General features: G+C 32.5%; 15 protein-coding genes. 4 read left to right on the forward strand and 11 right to left on the reverse strand.

From position 1 onward, the window contains the following. Positions 1-28: 28 nt before the first annotated feature. Both FUA24_RS09745 and FUA24_RS09750 read right to left on the reverse strand, forming a co-directional pair. Complete coding sequence (locus tag FUA24_RS09745) at positions 29-2,095, reverse strand: flotillin family protein (protein WP_148541810.1); 2,067 nt, start codon at positions 2,093-2,095, stop codon at positions 29-31. Between the two features lie 31 nt (positions 2,096-2,126). Then, positions 2,127-2,873: a hypothetical protein gene (locus FUA24_RS09750; RefSeq protein WP_148541812.1), complete on the reverse strand. Its 747-nt coding sequence runs from the start codon at positions 2,871-2,873 to the stop codon at positions 2,127-2,129. A gap of 286 nt (positions 2,874-3,159) precedes the next feature. Here FUA24_RS09750 and FUA24_RS09755 point away from each other — a divergent pair, with 286 nt between their 5' ends. Next, entirely contained in the window at positions 3,160-4,038 is an 879-nt protein-coding gene (locus FUA24_RS09755) for a hypothetical protein (protein WP_148541814.1), read from the forward strand. 97 nt (positions 4,039-4,135) lie between these two features. Beyond that, a complete protein-coding gene (locus FUA24_RS09760; protein ID WP_148541816.1) occupies positions 4,136-4,594 on the forward strand; it encodes an RNA methyltransferase in 459 nt (152 codons plus the stop codon). Here FUA24_RS09760 and FUA24_RS09765 read toward each other — a convergent pair. The 6 genes from FUA24_RS09765 to FUA24_RS09790 form a co-directional block, all read right to left on the reverse strand. After that, positions 4,591-4,947 (reverse strand): hypothetical protein, encoded by a 357-nt coding sequence (locus tag FUA24_RS09765; RefSeq protein ID WP_148541818.1) that lies wholly within the window; start codon positions 4,945-4,947, stop codon positions 4,591-4,593. The genes FUA24_RS09760 and FUA24_RS09765 overlap by 4 nt on opposite strands. A gap of 6 nt (positions 4,948-4,953) precedes the next feature. Next, a complete protein-coding gene (locus FUA24_RS09770) occupies positions 4,954-6,129 on the reverse strand; it encodes a class I SAM-dependent methyltransferase (RefSeq protein WP_148541820.1) in 1,176 nt (391 codons plus the stop codon). A 6-nt stretch (positions 6,130-6,135) separates the two neighbouring features. Then, complete coding sequence (locus FUA24_RS09775; RefSeq protein WP_148541821.1) at positions 6,136-7,224, reverse strand: AI-2E family transporter; 1,089 nt, start codon at positions 7,222-7,224, stop codon at positions 6,136-6,138. A 42-nt stretch (positions 7,225-7,266) separates the two neighbouring features. Continuing rightward, positions 7,267-7,767 carry a TrmH family RNA methyltransferase gene (locus tag FUA24_RS09780; RefSeq protein ID WP_148541823.1) on the reverse strand — a complete coding sequence of 167 codons (501 nt, stop codon included), beginning with the start codon at positions 7,765-7,767 and terminating at the stop codon, positions 7,267-7,269. Positions 7,768-7,998: 231 nt separating this feature from the next. Further along, complete coding sequence (locus tag FUA24_RS09785; protein ID WP_148541825.1) at positions 7,999-8,337, reverse strand: hypothetical protein; 339 nt, start codon at positions 8,335-8,337, stop codon at positions 7,999-8,001. 37 nt (positions 8,338-8,374) lie between these two features. Continuing rightward, the gene (locus tag FUA24_RS09790; protein WP_148541827.1) at positions 8,375-9,040 is read right to left on the reverse strand and encodes a DUF4159 domain-containing protein; all 666 of its coding nucleotides are present in this window, start codon (positions 9,038-9,040) and stop codon (positions 8,375-8,377) included. A 24-nt stretch (positions 9,041-9,064) separates the two neighbouring features. Between FUA24_RS09790 and FUA24_RS09795 the strand changes: the two genes are divergently transcribed. Then, positions 9,065-9,793, forward strand: coding sequence for a DUF1223 domain-containing protein (locus FUA24_RS09795; protein WP_148541829.1), 729 nt, complete (start codon positions 9,065-9,067; stop codon positions 9,791-9,793). Here the strand turns inward: FUA24_RS09795 and FUA24_RS09800 are convergent. Genes FUA24_RS09800 through tsaD form a run of 3 tightly spaced genes read right to left on the reverse strand, consistent with a single transcriptional unit; the run spans position 9,788 to position 11,966 of the window. Next, complete coding sequence (locus FUA24_RS09800) at positions 9,788-10,495, reverse strand: 16S rRNA (uracil(1498)-N(3))-methyltransferase (protein WP_148541831.1); 708 nt, start codon at positions 10,493-10,495, stop codon at positions 9,788-9,790. The two genes, FUA24_RS09795 and FUA24_RS09800, sit on opposite strands and share 6 nt — an antisense overlap. A gap of 14 nt (positions 10,496-10,509) precedes the next feature. Further along, entirely contained in the window at positions 10,510-10,944 is a 435-nt protein-coding gene (locus FUA24_RS09805; protein ID WP_148541833.1) for a hypothetical protein, read from the reverse strand. Then, positions 10,944-11,966: a tRNA (adenosine(37)-N6)-threonylcarbamoyltransferase complex transferase subunit TsaD gene (tsaD, locus tag FUA24_RS09810; RefSeq protein ID WP_148541835.1), complete on the reverse strand. Its 1,023-nt coding sequence runs from the start codon at positions 11,964-11,966 to the stop codon at positions 10,944-10,946. The genes FUA24_RS09805 and tsaD overlap by 1 nt, the downstream gene beginning before the upstream one ends. A 161-nt stretch (positions 11,967-12,127) precedes the next feature. Between tsaD and FUA24_RS09815 the strand changes: the two genes are divergently transcribed. Then, positions 12,128-16,516, forward strand: a complete 4,389-nt coding sequence (locus tag FUA24_RS09815; RefSeq protein ID WP_246147009.1) for a translocation/assembly module TamB domain-containing protein — start codon at positions 12,128-12,130, stop codon at positions 16,514-16,516. The last annotated feature ends 106 nt before the right edge of the window (positions 16,517-16,622 follow it).

Below are 16,622 nucleotides of genomic sequence, written 5' to 3' on the forward strand. Positions count from 1 at the left end.
AATTAACAGGCCAATGAATAAAAACTTTTTACCCTAATTTCTTATCAGATAACCCTAATCCTTTAGCTAAGTTCGAAAGGTTTTCAAAAAGTGTGGCTTCACCAGAATCTACTGTTTTAGATTTTAAATCGAGTAATAAGTTGGCAACTGTTAAGTTCTTAATGTCTTCTGAAGAGATGCCATATTTAGTGGCAAACTCTTTGATTTTATCTAATAGATTTCCTTTTACATCATCACTGCCTAAAATGGCATCTTTAACTTCTGTGATGTTGTTTGAATGGTCTACAAGACGGTCAATTCCTTTAGATTTTGTGATTTGTCCGATAATCTGATCGAAGAACATGGTTTCACCACCAACAATATCAATATTAGCAGCTCTTAAAGCTTCTCCGATTACTTGCGCTTGCGCATCGGCAATTTCTTTTTGAATGTTGATTTCCGCTAAGTCCACTTGTAATTCTTTATCTAAACGTAGTTTAAATTCTTCGTGCTCTTTACCAACACCATCTAATTTCTTCATGGCATTTGCTTTCTCTTCAATACCAGCGGCATCGGCTATCGCTTTTTCTTTGATAACTTCTGCTTCTGCTAATCCTTCTTCTTTAATGGCTTCAGCTTTGGCTAAAATACCAGCGGCTTCAGCTTTGGCTTTCTCTTCTATAATAGCCGCTTCTACTAAACCTTGACGCTCATTGGCATCGGCTTTGGCATGCATCACCTGTGCTTCAGACATACCAATGGTAGCTTCTTCTTTGGCTTTAGCTTCTGCCAATGTCTTTCTAGCTTCCGCCTCTTTTTCACTAGCTTGTTTCTTAGCTTCGGCTTCAATATTAATTTCTTCGGCTTTTTGCTTAGCGGCTTCTTTTTCGGCTTCTGCAGCTTTAATGGTCTTTATTAATTCTTCTTGAGCATTTGCTTCTGCTAAGGTAATTTTTACTTGTTTCTCTCTATCAGCAGATTTGAAAGCTTCGATATCCTTCATGTTTTCCTGCTCTTCAACTACACCTTTTTCTAGCATCACACGATCACGAATAACATCTTGAATACTTTTCTTTTCAACTTCTACAACTTTTTCTTTTTCAATTTGAGCAAGCGTTACGATACGTTCTCTTTCAGTTGCCTCCAACATTCTGTCTTTTTCAACTCTCTCCGTTTCTACGGCATCAGTACGCTGCTTGTTCTTAGCGGCAACTATAATTTGTCTGGCCATATTTTCTTCAGCAACTTTTACTTTTTCCTCAGTAGAAATTCTGGCGCTTTCAGATTTTAGGCGCTGTTCTTCAGCTACTTTTAAAGTTTCGGCCTCTTCACGTGCTTTTATGTTGGCAATTTCTCTTTTTTGTTGCTCTTCTTTTTCAGCTAACTGCTTATCTAATTCTAGAATAGCTTCACGTGCTTCTACATCTTGCTTTCTAATTACCTTTTCCTCATCACGTTTAATAAGGTTAGATTTCATGTTTTGCTCTGCTGTAAGTTCGGTGATTTTCTTAATCCCCTCTGCATCTAAAATGTTATCAGATTTTAAATGTTCTATAGATGTTTGCTCTAAGTAGTCAATGGCACAGTCCTCTAAGGTATAACCATTAAGATCGGTACCAATAATATCTACAATTTCATCACGGAATTCTCTACGGGCTTCGTATAATTCCACAAAATCAAATTTCTTACCTACCGTTTTTAGGGCTTCAGAGAATTTTGCTTCAAAAAGTTCTTCTAAGGTAGAAATATCTGATGCACGTTCACAACCAACGGTTTGGGCTACCTTTTTAATAAACTCTACCTCATTGTTTACTCTTACAAAGAAGGCAACTTTTATATCTGCACGCATATTGTCTTTACACAACAAACCATTATCTCCAATACGTTCTATTTGGATTTTCTTTACAGAAATATCCATGATTTCAACTTTATGGAACACTGGCACCACATAGAGACCTTTATCCGTAGCAACTCTAGTACCTTTAAATCCGGTTCTTACCAAAGCTTCACCTTGTGGTACTTTTTTATAAAATAAGGCGATTATTGCAAAGTAAATTACAATAAGGAAAAGAATTAGGCCAACGCCAATTCCAATGAATTGAGAAATGTTTTCCATAGTTAAAATCTGGTTTTATTTAAGTTGATAATTATAATGTAATATTTTCTAAATCTGTTAAGGTTTCGGCATCATCTTCATAAGGTAATACCCAATAAAAGTTTTTATCTTCAGACTGTTTCACAATGAGAATGTCTTGTTTATATTTTATGATTTCACCGTCAAAAGACTTAACGTAAATGGCCATTGGATTGCCATCTACCAAAACTTCAGCAGAGCCCATTTTGGTACCAAAAATTTTTGATAACATAATGCCTTTTCTACCTGTAAAATTCACGGGAGCGTCGCCATCGGGATTAAGGTTTTTAAAAAATCCTTTAAATGGTGTGGTGAATAGTTTGGTTAGAATTAATGAAGGTAGAATACCTGCCAAAAGCAAAGTATACCCAAAGTTGGTATTATAGGATTCCGTAATACTTGTTGAGATAACGGTACATAACCACCAAATGAAAATCCAACAGGTAAACGTGAACATAAAAGGTAAACCAACAAAATTGAAGTAGACTAAAACGATTTGCCACCATTCAAGTTTCTTTCTCGGATCTCTTATAACATCTTCTTTATTAATTTCTGCATTAGCCAAATCTGTTATAGATGTTGCGGTATCTATATCTACATCCACATCAGCATCTACATCAATATCCACATCAACGTCTACGTCTAGGTCAAAATCTATCCCAGAAATCATGTTAAAAATCCAATATACAATAAGGAGTAGAACAAGTATGGTGAGTAAAATATTTACTGAAGAAAAAGCAATGTCAAAAACAGAATTCAATAGGATTGGTTTAAATGTGGTACATGTTGTAAAAGGGAAATACTTACAAACAATATTATGCAATTTTTTTAAATTTTTATGCGTGTATTCTTATGTATTTGCATCATTTTTTTGTTAGATTTCTAATTATATGTATTTAAATGATTACAAATGTTACAGCAATGACAAAATTTCTTAAAAATGTATTTAAAAACCATATGTGGTTTCTTTTAAATTAACTCTTACCTTTTGTTTTTCTGTAATGCCATAGTTTTGAGTTTACTATAACTAACTAAACTATTCAACTATGAGATTAACAAAATTACTTTTGTGTCTACTTCTTGTTTTTACCTTTTCTTGTTCAAGTTCTTCTGGTGGAGAGATAAATCCAGATGATTACCAAATTGTAGATCCTGAGGAGGAAAATGATGATGAAGAAACTGAAGAAGAGGAGGAAGAAGAACAACAGGAAGTAACCACAGTGGATGGAATTAAAATTGGGCCAGATTATGTTGTTTTTGAGCCAGAAGTTACAAAATCAGATTTAGGCTTATGGGTATTAAGAAAGAAAGGAGAGGCTGGTTATTATCCAGACACAGATAAGTTCAAAACCACAGCGGGTGAAATACCTGCATTAAATGATAATTACTTAGAATTTACAGGAAATAATTTAAACGGTGGAGCAGCAAAATCTCCTTTAACATATACATTTGTGTGTCCTAAAACAGCAAAATTTAGGCTAACAATGCGAATGCTTCAAACTTTAGAAGCCTGTACACCAGGTACAGAGCATTGTGCTAATGATGGTTACGAAAAAGGTGATAAAAGAAATGATTTATGGTTTAAATTAGAAGGTGATTTTACAACAGCTTCTGCGTTTGCGACAGAGGAGTTAAAGAAAAACCACAAGTTTTGGGGACGTGGGGTTCGTAAGTGGGGCTCAATTCATAAAATGGAGGGGCACATCAACGGCTCTAAAAGACACTCTGATGTGGTTGTAAATTTTAAAAAGGGTGAAGAATATACCTTAACTATTTCAGGGAGAGCTCAAGGCTGCGGTATAGATTATATTTTATTTTACGATAAAGACTTAGAAGCCAAAGAAGGTAGCGAGTTTACAGTAGAAACGCATACGGATTTAATGGCCGCTTTACCAGAACATTTAAGACCCGACATTATAGATTGATAGCAAACTCTTAGAGAAAATTAATGGGGTTTATAAAAAGTCCTGGATTTGTTTCCAGGACTTTTTTGTTTTTAATCTGGTTTAATACTTTTGTGACATGAATGATAATTTTGTAAATGAATTTTTTGGTATTGGAATTCAAAACGGAAAAACACCAGAAAATTTAGGGGTTTTATGGCGATCTGCTCAGAACTTAGGTGCTAGCTTTATTTTTACTATTGGGAATAGATATGCAAAACAAGCTTGTGATACGCATAATGCCGTTAAATCCATGCCGTATTATCATTATGATACCTTTGAAGAATTCTTTAACAACATACCAAAGGGCGCTAGAATAGTTGGTGTAGAACTTACCGAAGAGGCTGAAGCGCTAGAAACATTTCATCATCCAAGACGCTGTGTTTATTTATTGGGAGCCGAAGATCATGGTCTAACAAAAGAGGCGATTGAAAAATCCCATTTTTTAGTGAAATTTAATTCTGAATTAAGTTTGAACGTATCTGTTGCTGGAAGTATTGTAATGTATGATAGAGGTATTGATAAACCTAGATCTTAATTTAGTTCTAAATCACCTTCAATTCTAAAGCAACGTTCTGTTCCTAAGTAATTAGGATCTCCGTATTCTTCTGACCAAAAGCCATCTAGTAAGTCTTTTGTTAAACATTTGTATACTACAGTTCCAGAAAAAGGCTTATTGTCAGTTCCTTTATACGTAAAATTAATAACGAGAATATTAGCATGGTAAAAACCATAACCAGTCTGTTCTTGTTCATTATGAATAAACCATTTTGCAACTATTCTATTGTGTTCATCAGTTTTTAAGGTAAGTGTTCCTCTATAATTATGGTCATCTTCATTCTGGTTGGAGCCAATAATGCTATAGGTGCCTTCTAAATCTTTTACTGTCATTTTAGTTTATATTTTTGAGCATAGAATAGCTACTTTTTTATTTGATGTATCGGTAGTAAAGAAAATATAAGCGTCTCCACCGTCTTTTAGGCCTAATTTTTTACGTATCTGTTGTACCGTTTCTGGAAAGTTTCTGGTTGTAACATTGGCTTTTTTAATTCCAAGTTTCTTCAGCTCTTTTTTGTTGTACGGAACTAATTTTTCTATTTTAAATGATCTTCCAGGAAATTCAATCAAGTCTGCACTGGTGTATAAATGCGAATGTTGGTGCAACTTGTAAACACTAAGCTGTTGACTAACCTGATGGAATCCTCCAGATTTTAGTATAGCTGCGTTGGGTTCGTATAGATAGGTGAGGGGCATGCTGTATTCCGATACAAAATCAGAATTTATACTACTAAAACCAAAATGTTCTTCTGAAATACTTTTTAAATTAACAGTTTGAACTGAAGGCGTATTGAGATATTCAGCTTCTAATTCCCAAAGAAGTTCTTTTACTTCATTATTTAAGGCTACCACATGAATGGTCTTAACATGTTTTAGTTCATTTAAACCTACCGAAATGTCTAAAAGTGGCGATGTTTTTATTAGTATATTTTTAGATGACTTAAATAGCAGATCAAGATGTTCTGGTACATTTGGCAGGCAATCTTTTAAGAAAAATACCTTTCCTTTACTATCATGTCGTCTAGATGGGTCTATGTAGATCCAATCGAATTGTTCGGCATTCGATCTTAAATAATCAATACCATCGCCATTAACGGTTTCAATGTTTTTAACATCTAACTGTTTGTAATTATGGTTCACAATTTTTGAAAGTTCCTCATTGACTTCGCAATGGACCACGGTTTTAAATTGTTTAGAAAAGTACAAACAGTCAACACCAAAACCTCCAGTAAGATCTACAATTGAATCTCCAGATATTAAATTCGCTTTATATTTTGCTGTGGTTTCAGAAGAAGTCTGTTCAATATTAAGTTTATTAGGGTAGTAAATGTTTTCTGTATTAAACCAAGTTGGTAGCTTTTTTATACATCTACTTTTAGCCTCAATTTGCTCAACAAGATCCTTAGCACTTATTGTATCAAAGGGGATTCCTTTGAGTAAAAGAGACGAGACATCAGAACGGATATGCTGAGAAATGTAATCCTGAACCTCTTTATTTAATAAAGCCTTGTTCACTTGTAATTATAAATCTTTAGTGAGCTTTTTAACTATTTTGTTTTCTGAAAGAAACTCCTTTAAAATTACTTTTATAGCAGTATAAGCAGGAACAGCAATTATTAATCCGAGAACTCCAAACAAAATACCTGCCATAAGAATTACCAAGAAAATTTCTAAAGGATGGGACTTCACGCTTTTAGAAAATATAATGGGCTGGCTTCCAAAATTATCTACTAATTGTCCTATAGCTAAAACAACTAATACCCATGTGGTTTTTGGCATTATAACTTCGCTAAAGCTTTCGCCTAAATGACTAGTCATGGTAAGGGTTATCATTAAAATGGAACCGATTAAAGGACCCACATAAGGAATTAAATTTAGTAGAGCGCATAAAAATGCAATAACCACTGCATTTTCAACACCAATAATTAGGAGCCCAATCGTGTAAATAATAAACAGAATTAGAATTTGAAAAATAAGTCCCACGAAATATCTAGATAGTAAATCCTTAATTTTTTCGGAAGACACCTTCCATCTAGATTCTTTATTATCTGGGATTAAGGTTAAAATACCACTTTCAAAAAGGCCATTATCTTTTAAAAAGAAAAATGAAATAAACAAGACAGAAAATAAACCTATGCTAAAGCTTCCAAGGCCACTTATCACAGAATTTAAAAAGTCTGGTATAAATGAGAAATCCAGTTTAGAAAAGAGTTGAGAGTCTTTTAACGATTGTTCAACATCTATTTGATGCAAATCGAAGTAGGTTACAATTTCGCCATATAGGTTTTCGATGTTATCCTGTAAATCAGAAGTGTTTAGTAATGAAAGTTTTTGTCCCTGATCTAAAATTAGCGGAATAAACAAACTAATTAACCCCGCAAAAATAGCCATTAACAATGTCATTGTTACTACTACCGCTAATGTGTTTTTAAACTTTAATTTATTTCGAAGAAAGAGCACAACAGGTCTTCCAATAAGAGAAATTACTGCTGCAATGGCTATATAACCAATAACCGATTGTATTTTATATAAAAACCAAAGGATTAGTACTATACCACAAATAATAGCAATAGCTCTTAAAATTCCGTTAGCAATGGGTTTTGAGTTCATAGAGTAAAGATAACAACTATTTGTATTAATAAATTTTAATTGTTACATAAGTTGTTTGGTAATTTCATAAAGCGCAATGTTGGTGGCTTGAACAACATTCATACTGCTATTTTGACCAAACATGTCTATGTGAATTGTAGCATCAGAAAGTTTTAACAATGGCTCCTGAATCCCAAAGTTTTCATCCCCGATAATTAAAACAATAGGTTTGTCTTGAGAAAATTTACATAAATGTATTGGTTTACTTTCGTTGGTAATTTCAAGAGAAATAATGTTATAGTCCTTTGATTTTAGATCTGAGATAATATCTAATGCTGAATCATGAATTTCAAAATTAACCGATTTTTCGGTAGCTCTTGATGTTTTGGTCATTTTGCGCCCAAACGGAATACTATTGCCACAAAGAATTAGTTTTTCAATGCCAAAGGCATCACAAATTCTAAACAAACTTCCAATATTGGGGGCGTTGGTAACATTATCGCAAACTACTGTAATAGGAAATATACGTTTAGAGAAATTGTTGTTATAGTGTGTTAGTTGCATTTTTAGTATTCAGTAGCTGTTTTGGGTAAATGGTGTATAAAGCGGTCTAAAATTATCTAAAGTATTTAATTAAAAGCCATACTACAGCAGCTATCATTGCCATTAAAGAGATTAGTCTAATTATAAATATAATAAAGCCTTTTATTGAGCTATCTTCATTTTTATTGCTGGGTTGGAGGAACCATTCAATAATAATTTCAAGAAAATCAATCATTACGTAAATTTAATTACTTAATCTCTCAATAATACCTTATTAAATGCACTAGCTCGTTTTTCTTCGCTCATCCAAATGGCTATCGGAATGGTAGCGGTAAGGGTAGAAATCCAGCCTAAATTCCATAGAAAAACCGTTACAATTGCAGCCAAAACCCAACCAGCAATTATGATTATATAATTTGGTTTAGCATGTAGTCTATTTATGTGACGTTTAGTATGATTTCCACAATGTTTGCATCGTTCATTAATTTCTAATCCTATTTCTTGCTTTAAATCATATCTATTATTGGATTTTATCGTAATAGAATTTTCCTTTTTACATGATTGAGAACTGCAGTAATAATATAATTTCATAGTAGTTCGGTTTACTTTTGCTTCCTAGCTAGAGACATTAATTCTCAAAAACATATTTAACAATGTTAGCCCCCATTTGAAGTGCTTTTTCTCTAACTTCTGGCGGATCATTATGAACTGATTCATCTTCCCAACCATCACCTAAATCACTTTCATAGGTAAAAAGTACAATCAGTCGGTCTTCATGATATAAGCCAAAAGCCTGAGGACGTTTGCCATCATGTTCATGAATTTTTGGCAATCCAGTAGGGAAATTAAAAGCTGAGTTAAAAATTTTATGATCAGAAGGTAGCTCTACCAGCTCCTTGTTAGGAAATACTTTTTTTAACTCTTTGGTTATAAAAGGCTCCATACCATAGTTATCGTCAATATGAAGGAAGCCGCCGGAAATTAAATAGTTTCTAAGGTTTTCCGCATCCTCTTCACTAAAGAATACATTACCATGACCTGTCATGTGCAACAATGGAAATTGAAATATATCTAAGCTACTTACTTCAACGGTTTGAGGTGTGCTTTCAATTTTAGTATTTATGTTGGTATTACAAAAGGTAATAAGATTAGGTAGTGCGGTTGGGTTACTATACCAATCACCTCCACCTTGATATTTTAAAACTGCTAATTCTTGGGAAAAAGAAGTTGTTAAAATAAGACTAAATATTAATGCAAGCGTAAGATTTTTGTAGATAAGCGAACTAAACATCATAGTTCAAAAATAAAAATATTTGTTATGCAAAATGTGTTTTTAACCATAATAATCCTATTATTTACAATTACGCCATCGGCTAAGGTTAATAAATATAAACCAGTAACCGTTTTAGAATTGTTTACTTCTCAGGGATGTTCTAGTTGTCCGCCAGCAGATAATTTATTAGATAAGGTTAAAAAGGAACATGCAGGCCAGGTTATAGTTTTGTCTTACCATGTTGATTATTGGAATTATATTGGATGGAAAGATCCTTTTAGCAAAAAGGCTTTTAGTGATAAACAGCGTAGGTATGGACAAAAATTTTATAGCAGCAGTATTTATACACCTCAAATAGTTATTAATGGGAAAGAGCATTTTGTAGGTTCTAAAACGTCTGTAATGAATACGAAATTGAGGCAATATGCTAACAAGTATGCTGAGAATGAGATTCAATTAAATGGCGTTAAGAAAGAAGCGGGTAGTGTTAAGTTTAATTATGGTATAAATGGAAACATAAAGCATAAGCGCCTAAAAGTAGCTTTGGTTATAGATAGCAAAAAGACGCATGTTAAAAGAGGTGAAAATAGTAATAGGGTCTTATTAAATTCTAATATTGTAGTTGAAGAGGTCTTTGTGGAATTAAATCAAACTGCCGGTGAAGTAGTTATTAAAATTCCTGAGATCGTAGAAAGAGATGATAAATTATCCATTGTTGCTCTTGTAGAAAATAAGAGGTTAGATATCGTAGGAGGGAGTCAGATTTATTTATAACTCGTTCACAAATGCTACAGCGTGACTAGCCACAATAGCTGCGGTTTCAGTTCTTAGTCTTGTTTCTCCTAAAGTCACTGGAATGAATTTATGGGCTAAAGCCATTTCGATTTCTTTGGTACTAAAATCACCTTCAGGACCTATTAAAATAGTAATGTCTTTTTTAGGTTGAAGCTCATTTTTTAAGCGCTTTCTATCGGTTTCTTCACAATGCGCAATAAACAAATCACCTGTAAAGCCTTGTTGTATAAATGTCTTAAAAGAAACGGCCTCGTTTAGTTTAGGTAAATATGAACTCAACGATTGTTTCATAGCTGACTGTAAAATACGTTCAAAACGTTCTGGTTTAATGACCTTACGTTCACTTCTATCGCAAATAATAGGCGTAATGCTGTCTATACCAATTTCAGTAGCTTTTTCAAGAAACCATTCGTAGCGGTCATTCATTTTGGTTGGCGCCACTGCTAAATGAAGTTTATAATCTCGTTTTGGTTGCTTTTCTTTTGAAACGATATTAACCAAGCATTTGTTAATATTTGGTAGTGTAACTTCTGCTTTAAATAACCATCCGTTACCGTTAGTAATGTGTAGTGTATCTCCAATATTCTTGCGTAACACCTTAACAATGTGTTTACTTTCGTCTTTTGGGAAAGTAAACGTCTTAGTGTCTTCAGAAATGTCTGGATTGTAAAATAGTTGCATAAAACGAAGATAAATTATTTCTTAAGAAAGTGTCTTATTAAACTAAAAAATGAATTTAAAATAAAAATTGGTTGTACAAGTATACCAATTGTAGTAATCAGATTTAAAAAATCGATAAGAGAAAAAGTGAAATCAAATGGGGATTCTTTAGGAGTTAAAAAAAAGAGTCCTATTTGAGATACCAAAACCGAAATGGTAGTAACTATTATATGAATAAATACCAAAGGCTTTAGTAAGGAAATCTTGTATTTGTATAATAGAAAATAAATTAAACCAATAATAAAAAGCCCAATGAAAGTAATATATGTAATAGCTAAATGATCTATAACAAAATAAGTGTCATGAATATTGATATCTATAACATCCTCGTCTTTATAGTACATTAGCCTGAAAACGAGCACAAATAGCGCTGAAATCCAAATTAAATAATAAGGTTTTTTGAGTTTCATTAAATTTTCAACCTAGCAGAAGCCATAACATTTTGTTCAGTAGAATAACCTTCTAAATATTTTAAGTACCCTACAATAGCAATCATAGCGGCATTATCTGTGGTATATTCAAATTTTGGTACATAAGTGGTCCAACCAAATTTTTGTTCGCCATCTTTTAAAGCTTGTCGTATACCAGAATTAGCAGAAACACCACCTCCTATAGCAATATGTTTAATTCCAGTTTCTTTAGAAGCTTTTTTTAGTTTATCAATTAAAATTCCTATTATGGTATATTGAATAGAAGCACAAATATCATCTAAATGCTCTTGAATAAAATTAGGGTTCTTTTTAGTTTCACGCTGTACGAAATACATAATGCCAGTTTTTAAACCAGAAAAGCTAAAGTTAAGTCCATCAACCTTTGGTTTCGTAAAATGAAACGCCTTTGGGTTACCTAGTTTAGCGCGTTTGTCTATCTCTGGACCAGCAGGATAACCTAAACCCAGAATTTTTCCACTTTTGTCAAAAGCTTCACCAACGGCATCATCAATAGTTTCACCAATAACTTCCATATCAAAGTAGTTAGTTACTTTAACAATTTGGGTATGTCCGCCAGAAATGGTCATTGCTAAAAACGGGAAAGGTGGCTTTGTAAAGTCTTCTTCCTCAATAAAATGTGCTAAGATATGACCTTGCATATGGTTTACATCAATTAAAGGAATATTTAGTCCATAAGCTAAAGACTTGGCAAAAGACGTGCCCACCAATAAACTACCCATTAAACCCGGGCCACGTGTAAAAGAAACAGCGTTTAAATCTTCCTTTGTAATACCCGCTTTTTCAAGAGCTTGGTGCACAACGGGAACAATGTTTTGCTGATGTGCTCTAGAAGCTAATTCGGGGACAACGCCACCATAGGCTTCGTGAATTTTTTGGTTGGCAATAACATTACTTAAAATTTTGCCGTTATGTATTACAGAAGCTGCGGTATCATCGCATGAAGACTCAATTCCAAGTATATATGTATTTTGTGAATCCATTAATAAATATTAGGCACAATAATTGTTAATTTTGATTGTGAATAAACATCTGAAAAGTTGTAATTATTCGTAACTACAAAGGTAGCTTATTCTTAAGAATTTCAATAATTTTATCGCTTATCAAAAAAGTACTAAAAATAACATCCAAAATAGTCGGCATTTTGCTGCTTCTTTTCATCATTTTGGTGTTGGTGCTTTCTATTCCCTCAGTTCAAACAGGTTTAGGTAATTATGCTACTAATTGGTTAAACGAAGAGTTTGGTACCAACATAAATATTGAACGCGTTGGAATGCAGTTTAATGGTGATGTTGAGTTCAAAGAAATTTATATTGAAGATTATAAAAAAGATACATTAATAAGCATTGGTGAGTTAAATACCTCAATTATTAACGTGAGTAGCCTGTCTAAAGGCGACTTGGTCTTTGGCGATATAGATATTTACGATTTAGTTTTTCACATTAAAACGTATAAAGGTAAACGAGATACCAACCTCGATATTTTTGTAGCTAAGCTTGAAGGTGAAAATCCTGAAAAAGGTGATGGTAGTTTTTTAATGTCTTCTAGTGATGTTTCTATCTATGATGGTGTATTTAAACTCTCTGATGAAAATAGAGAAAATGTTAAGCGTTTAGATTTTAGAGATTTAAACATTAATGCAACAAATTTTTTAATTAAAGGAAGTGATGTAAGCACCAGGATTAATAAGATGTCTTTTGCTGATAGTAGAGGTTTGGTAATGAAAAATTTAATGACCAACTTCAAGTACACTTTAACGGCAATGACATTTGACGATTTGGTTCTTAAAACACCAAAATCAACCCTTAATGGCGATTTGAAATTTCTATACGAAAGGGAGGATTTACAATTTTTTACAGACAGTGTAAATGTAGCTGCGCAGTTTAAAGAATCTGATATCCAATTGGATGAACTAAACTTAATCTATAATGAATTTGGTAAAAACCAACAGGCTAAGTTTAGTGTTGATGTATCTGGAACTTTAAATGATTTAAAAACCAAAAATTTTAAATTTAGAAATAATAGAAGCACAAGAATTAATGGTGATGTAAATTTTAAGAACCTCTTTAATAATGAAGAGCATAATTTTTTAATGGATGGAAGTTTTTCCAACGTCACATCAACTTATCAAGACTTAAAAGCACTGTTACCTAATGTAATTGGAGATGCAATTCCTTCAACTTTTGATAGATTGGGTCTTTTTACGGTAATTGGTAATACGCAAATAACGTCAACTGCTATAAATGCAGATATTGAGATTGATACCGAGATAGGCTTTGTGGATTCTAATCTAGAAATTAACAAAGTTAACGATATTGATAATGCAACCTACAAAGGTCAAATAGTGTTTGAACAATTTGATTTTGGAGCTTTCTTAGATGATCCTCAAGTAGGGGTTGGATCTCTTGATTTTGATGTTAACGGTAATGGCTTTATTACAGAAACTATAGATACAGAAGTTAAGGGAGATATTCATGAAATTGTATACAACAACTATAACTATAACAGAATAAAAGTTGCAGGAAAGGTAAGAAACAAAATATTTGATGGTAACTTAATAGTTAACGATAATAACCTTCAGCTTAACTTTAATGGTTTAGTAGATTACTCGGAAGACATCAAAAAATATGATTTCGAAGCAAAAGTAGATTACGCCAACTTAAAAAGGCTAAACTTCGTAAATAAAGATAGCATCTCCATCTTTAAGAGTAGAGTTAAGATGAATATGAACAGTAGTAATTTAGATGATGCTGTGGGTAGAATTTCATTTAATAATACATCTTATAAAAATGAGCATGATGATTATTACTTTAAGAGGTTTGATATCTCTTCAAGATTTGAAAAGGATGTTAGATATATAGAGTTTAAGTCGCCAGACATTGTTGAAGGGAATTTAAAGGGACGCTTTGTATTTAAGGATTTAAAAAAGCTTTTTGAAAACTCAATTGGCCATATATATACCAATTATATTCCTCACCCTGTTAGTACCGAGCAGAGTATAGATTTTAATTTCAAAATTTATAATAAGATTGCCGAGGTTATTTTTCCCGAAATTGAATTAGGTAAAAATACATATATAAGAGGTACTGTAGAAAGTGATGAAACCAAGTTTAGACTTACATTTAAGTCTCCAAAAATTAAGGTTTATGATTACTTTGCAAATAATATTGAAGTTCAGGTAGATAATAGTAATCCTATATTTAATACCTATGTAGAGATAGATAGTTTAAACACTAAGTATTACGATGTTTCTAAATTTAATTTAATAAATGTTACGGTAAATGATACTTTGTTTATGCGTTCTGAATTTAAAGGAGGACGACGAAATAACGATAGCTATAACTTAAGTTTTTATCATACAATAAATGAAGATAACGAATCTGTTATAGGTTTTAAGAAATCAGATTTTACGATAAAAGAGCGAAAATGGTCTATTAATGAAAAGAATGACAAGTTTAATAAGTTATCTTTTGATAAAGGGCTCTCTAAATTTAGTTTTAATAACTTAAAAATCAACCATAAAGACGAAGAAGTAAAACTTTCTGGATTCTTAAAAGATTCTACACAAAAAGATATTAAACTTAATTTTAAAAATGTTAATCTGGCTAAAATCACCCCAGATATAGATAGTTTATCTCTTGCGGGAAGAGTAAACGGTAAACTAGATATACTTCAGAAAAATGGGAGCTATCTACCAAATTCTACTGTCATTATCAACAATTTTAAAATCAACAATTTCCCTTTAGGTGATTTTGATGCTAGAATTACCGGAAATGAAAATTTAACCAATTATCTTGTAGATGCTACAATTAAAAATGATATCTCAAAATCGTTTTCGGCAAAAGGAAATATAAATGTTGTTGGAAGACGATCTAGGATAGATGTAGATTTAGATTTTGATGATTTTAATCTAAAACCGCTTAACCCTTTATTGCAAGATGTATTTTCTAATGTTAGAGGTTTAGTCTCAGGAAATGCAAGAGTTGTAGGTAATTTAAAAAGACCAAATATTAATGGTGAGTTAGAATTGGAGAAAGGCGGACTTGGTATCCCATATTTAAATGTAGATTATGCTTTTAATGATGGGGCTTCTGTAAGTTTAAAAAATCAAAGTTTTATTTTTAACAATCTGCAATTACAAGATACTAAATTTGGTTCTAGAGGTATTTTAAAAGGAACGCTTAGTCACGTTAATCTGTCTAAATGGAGTATGGATTTAGATATAGGAACCAATAGATTATTGGTTCTAGATACAGAAGAAACGGAAGAGTCCCTATATTATGGAAGAGGTTTTATGGGGGGAACAGCCAAAATTTATGGTCCTACGGAACAGCTAACTATTAGCATGACTGCCGAAACTAAACCAGGTACCGTATTTAAAATCCCTTTAAATGATACAGAATCTTTTGGAGATAATACCTTTATACGTATTGTATCGAAAGAAGAAAAAGAATCAAGTAATAAAGGAAAAGAATTTGTTTTTAATGATATTCAAGGTTTAGAGTTGGAGTTTGATGTAGATATTACTAAAGACGCAGATCTAGAAATTATAATAGATAAAAACACCGGACACTCCTTGAAAGGAAAAGGTATTGGAGGGATTTTAGTCCAAATTAATACCAATGATAAGTTTGATATGTGGGGAAGTTTCTCTGTTTTAGAAGGAGTCTATAATTTCGCATATGGAGGTTTAGTTCAAAAACAATTTGTGGTGCAACCGGGTGGTGCAATTAATTGGGAAGGAGATCCATTAAAGGCTCAAATAGATATGTTAGCGGTTTATAAAACACAAGCAAACCCTTCACCATTGTTAGACAATCCAATAAATAGAAGTATTCCTGTAGAGCTTAATATCGCTTTAACAGGAGAATTACAACAACCAATTCCTGAGTTTAATTTTGATTTTCCTAATGTGAATTCTGCGGTAAAATCTGAGTTGCAATATCGATTGGACTCACCAGATGAAATTGAAAATCAAGCCCTATATCTAATTTCAACTGGATCATTTGCTGGAGGTTTAGATGAGCTTAATTTTTCTGGAACAATAGCTGAAAGGTTGAACGGAATTTTAAATAGTATTTTCTCGAATGGCGATGGAAAATTAAACTTAGGCTTAAATTATGAAGCAGGTCAAAATAGACCAGATTATCAAACTAATGATAGAGTTGGATTTACGCTACAAACACAAATTAGTGATAAGGTATTAATAAATGGAAAGGTAGGAGTGCCTATAGGAGGAGCCGATGCTTCAAATACCGTAGTTGCAGGAGATGTACAAATTGATTTTCTTTTAAATGAAGAAGGAACCTTAGTAGCCAAGGTATTTAACAGAGAAAGTAGTATAAGAAACTTTGGTGAAGAAATAGGTTATACCCAAGGCATCGGGCTTTCTTATAATGTAGATTTTGATACGTTTAAAGAACTAATTCAAAATCTATTTAAAAAGAAGAAAAAAGAAGAAAATAAGCCCGAAATTATAGAAGATAACGATTCCCCAAGCTTTATTAATCATAAGACGTCTTCCCAAAAATAAAGCCATTTGTTTTCTGCTGTTTTTTAAATAGATAAGCAGGTTTTATTAACTAAAACGTTATAGTGTAAAGTATGCATGAAAATGAGGAAATGCTATGATAATATTC

The sequence above is a fragment of the Seonamhaeicola marinus genome (assembly GCF_008085455.1).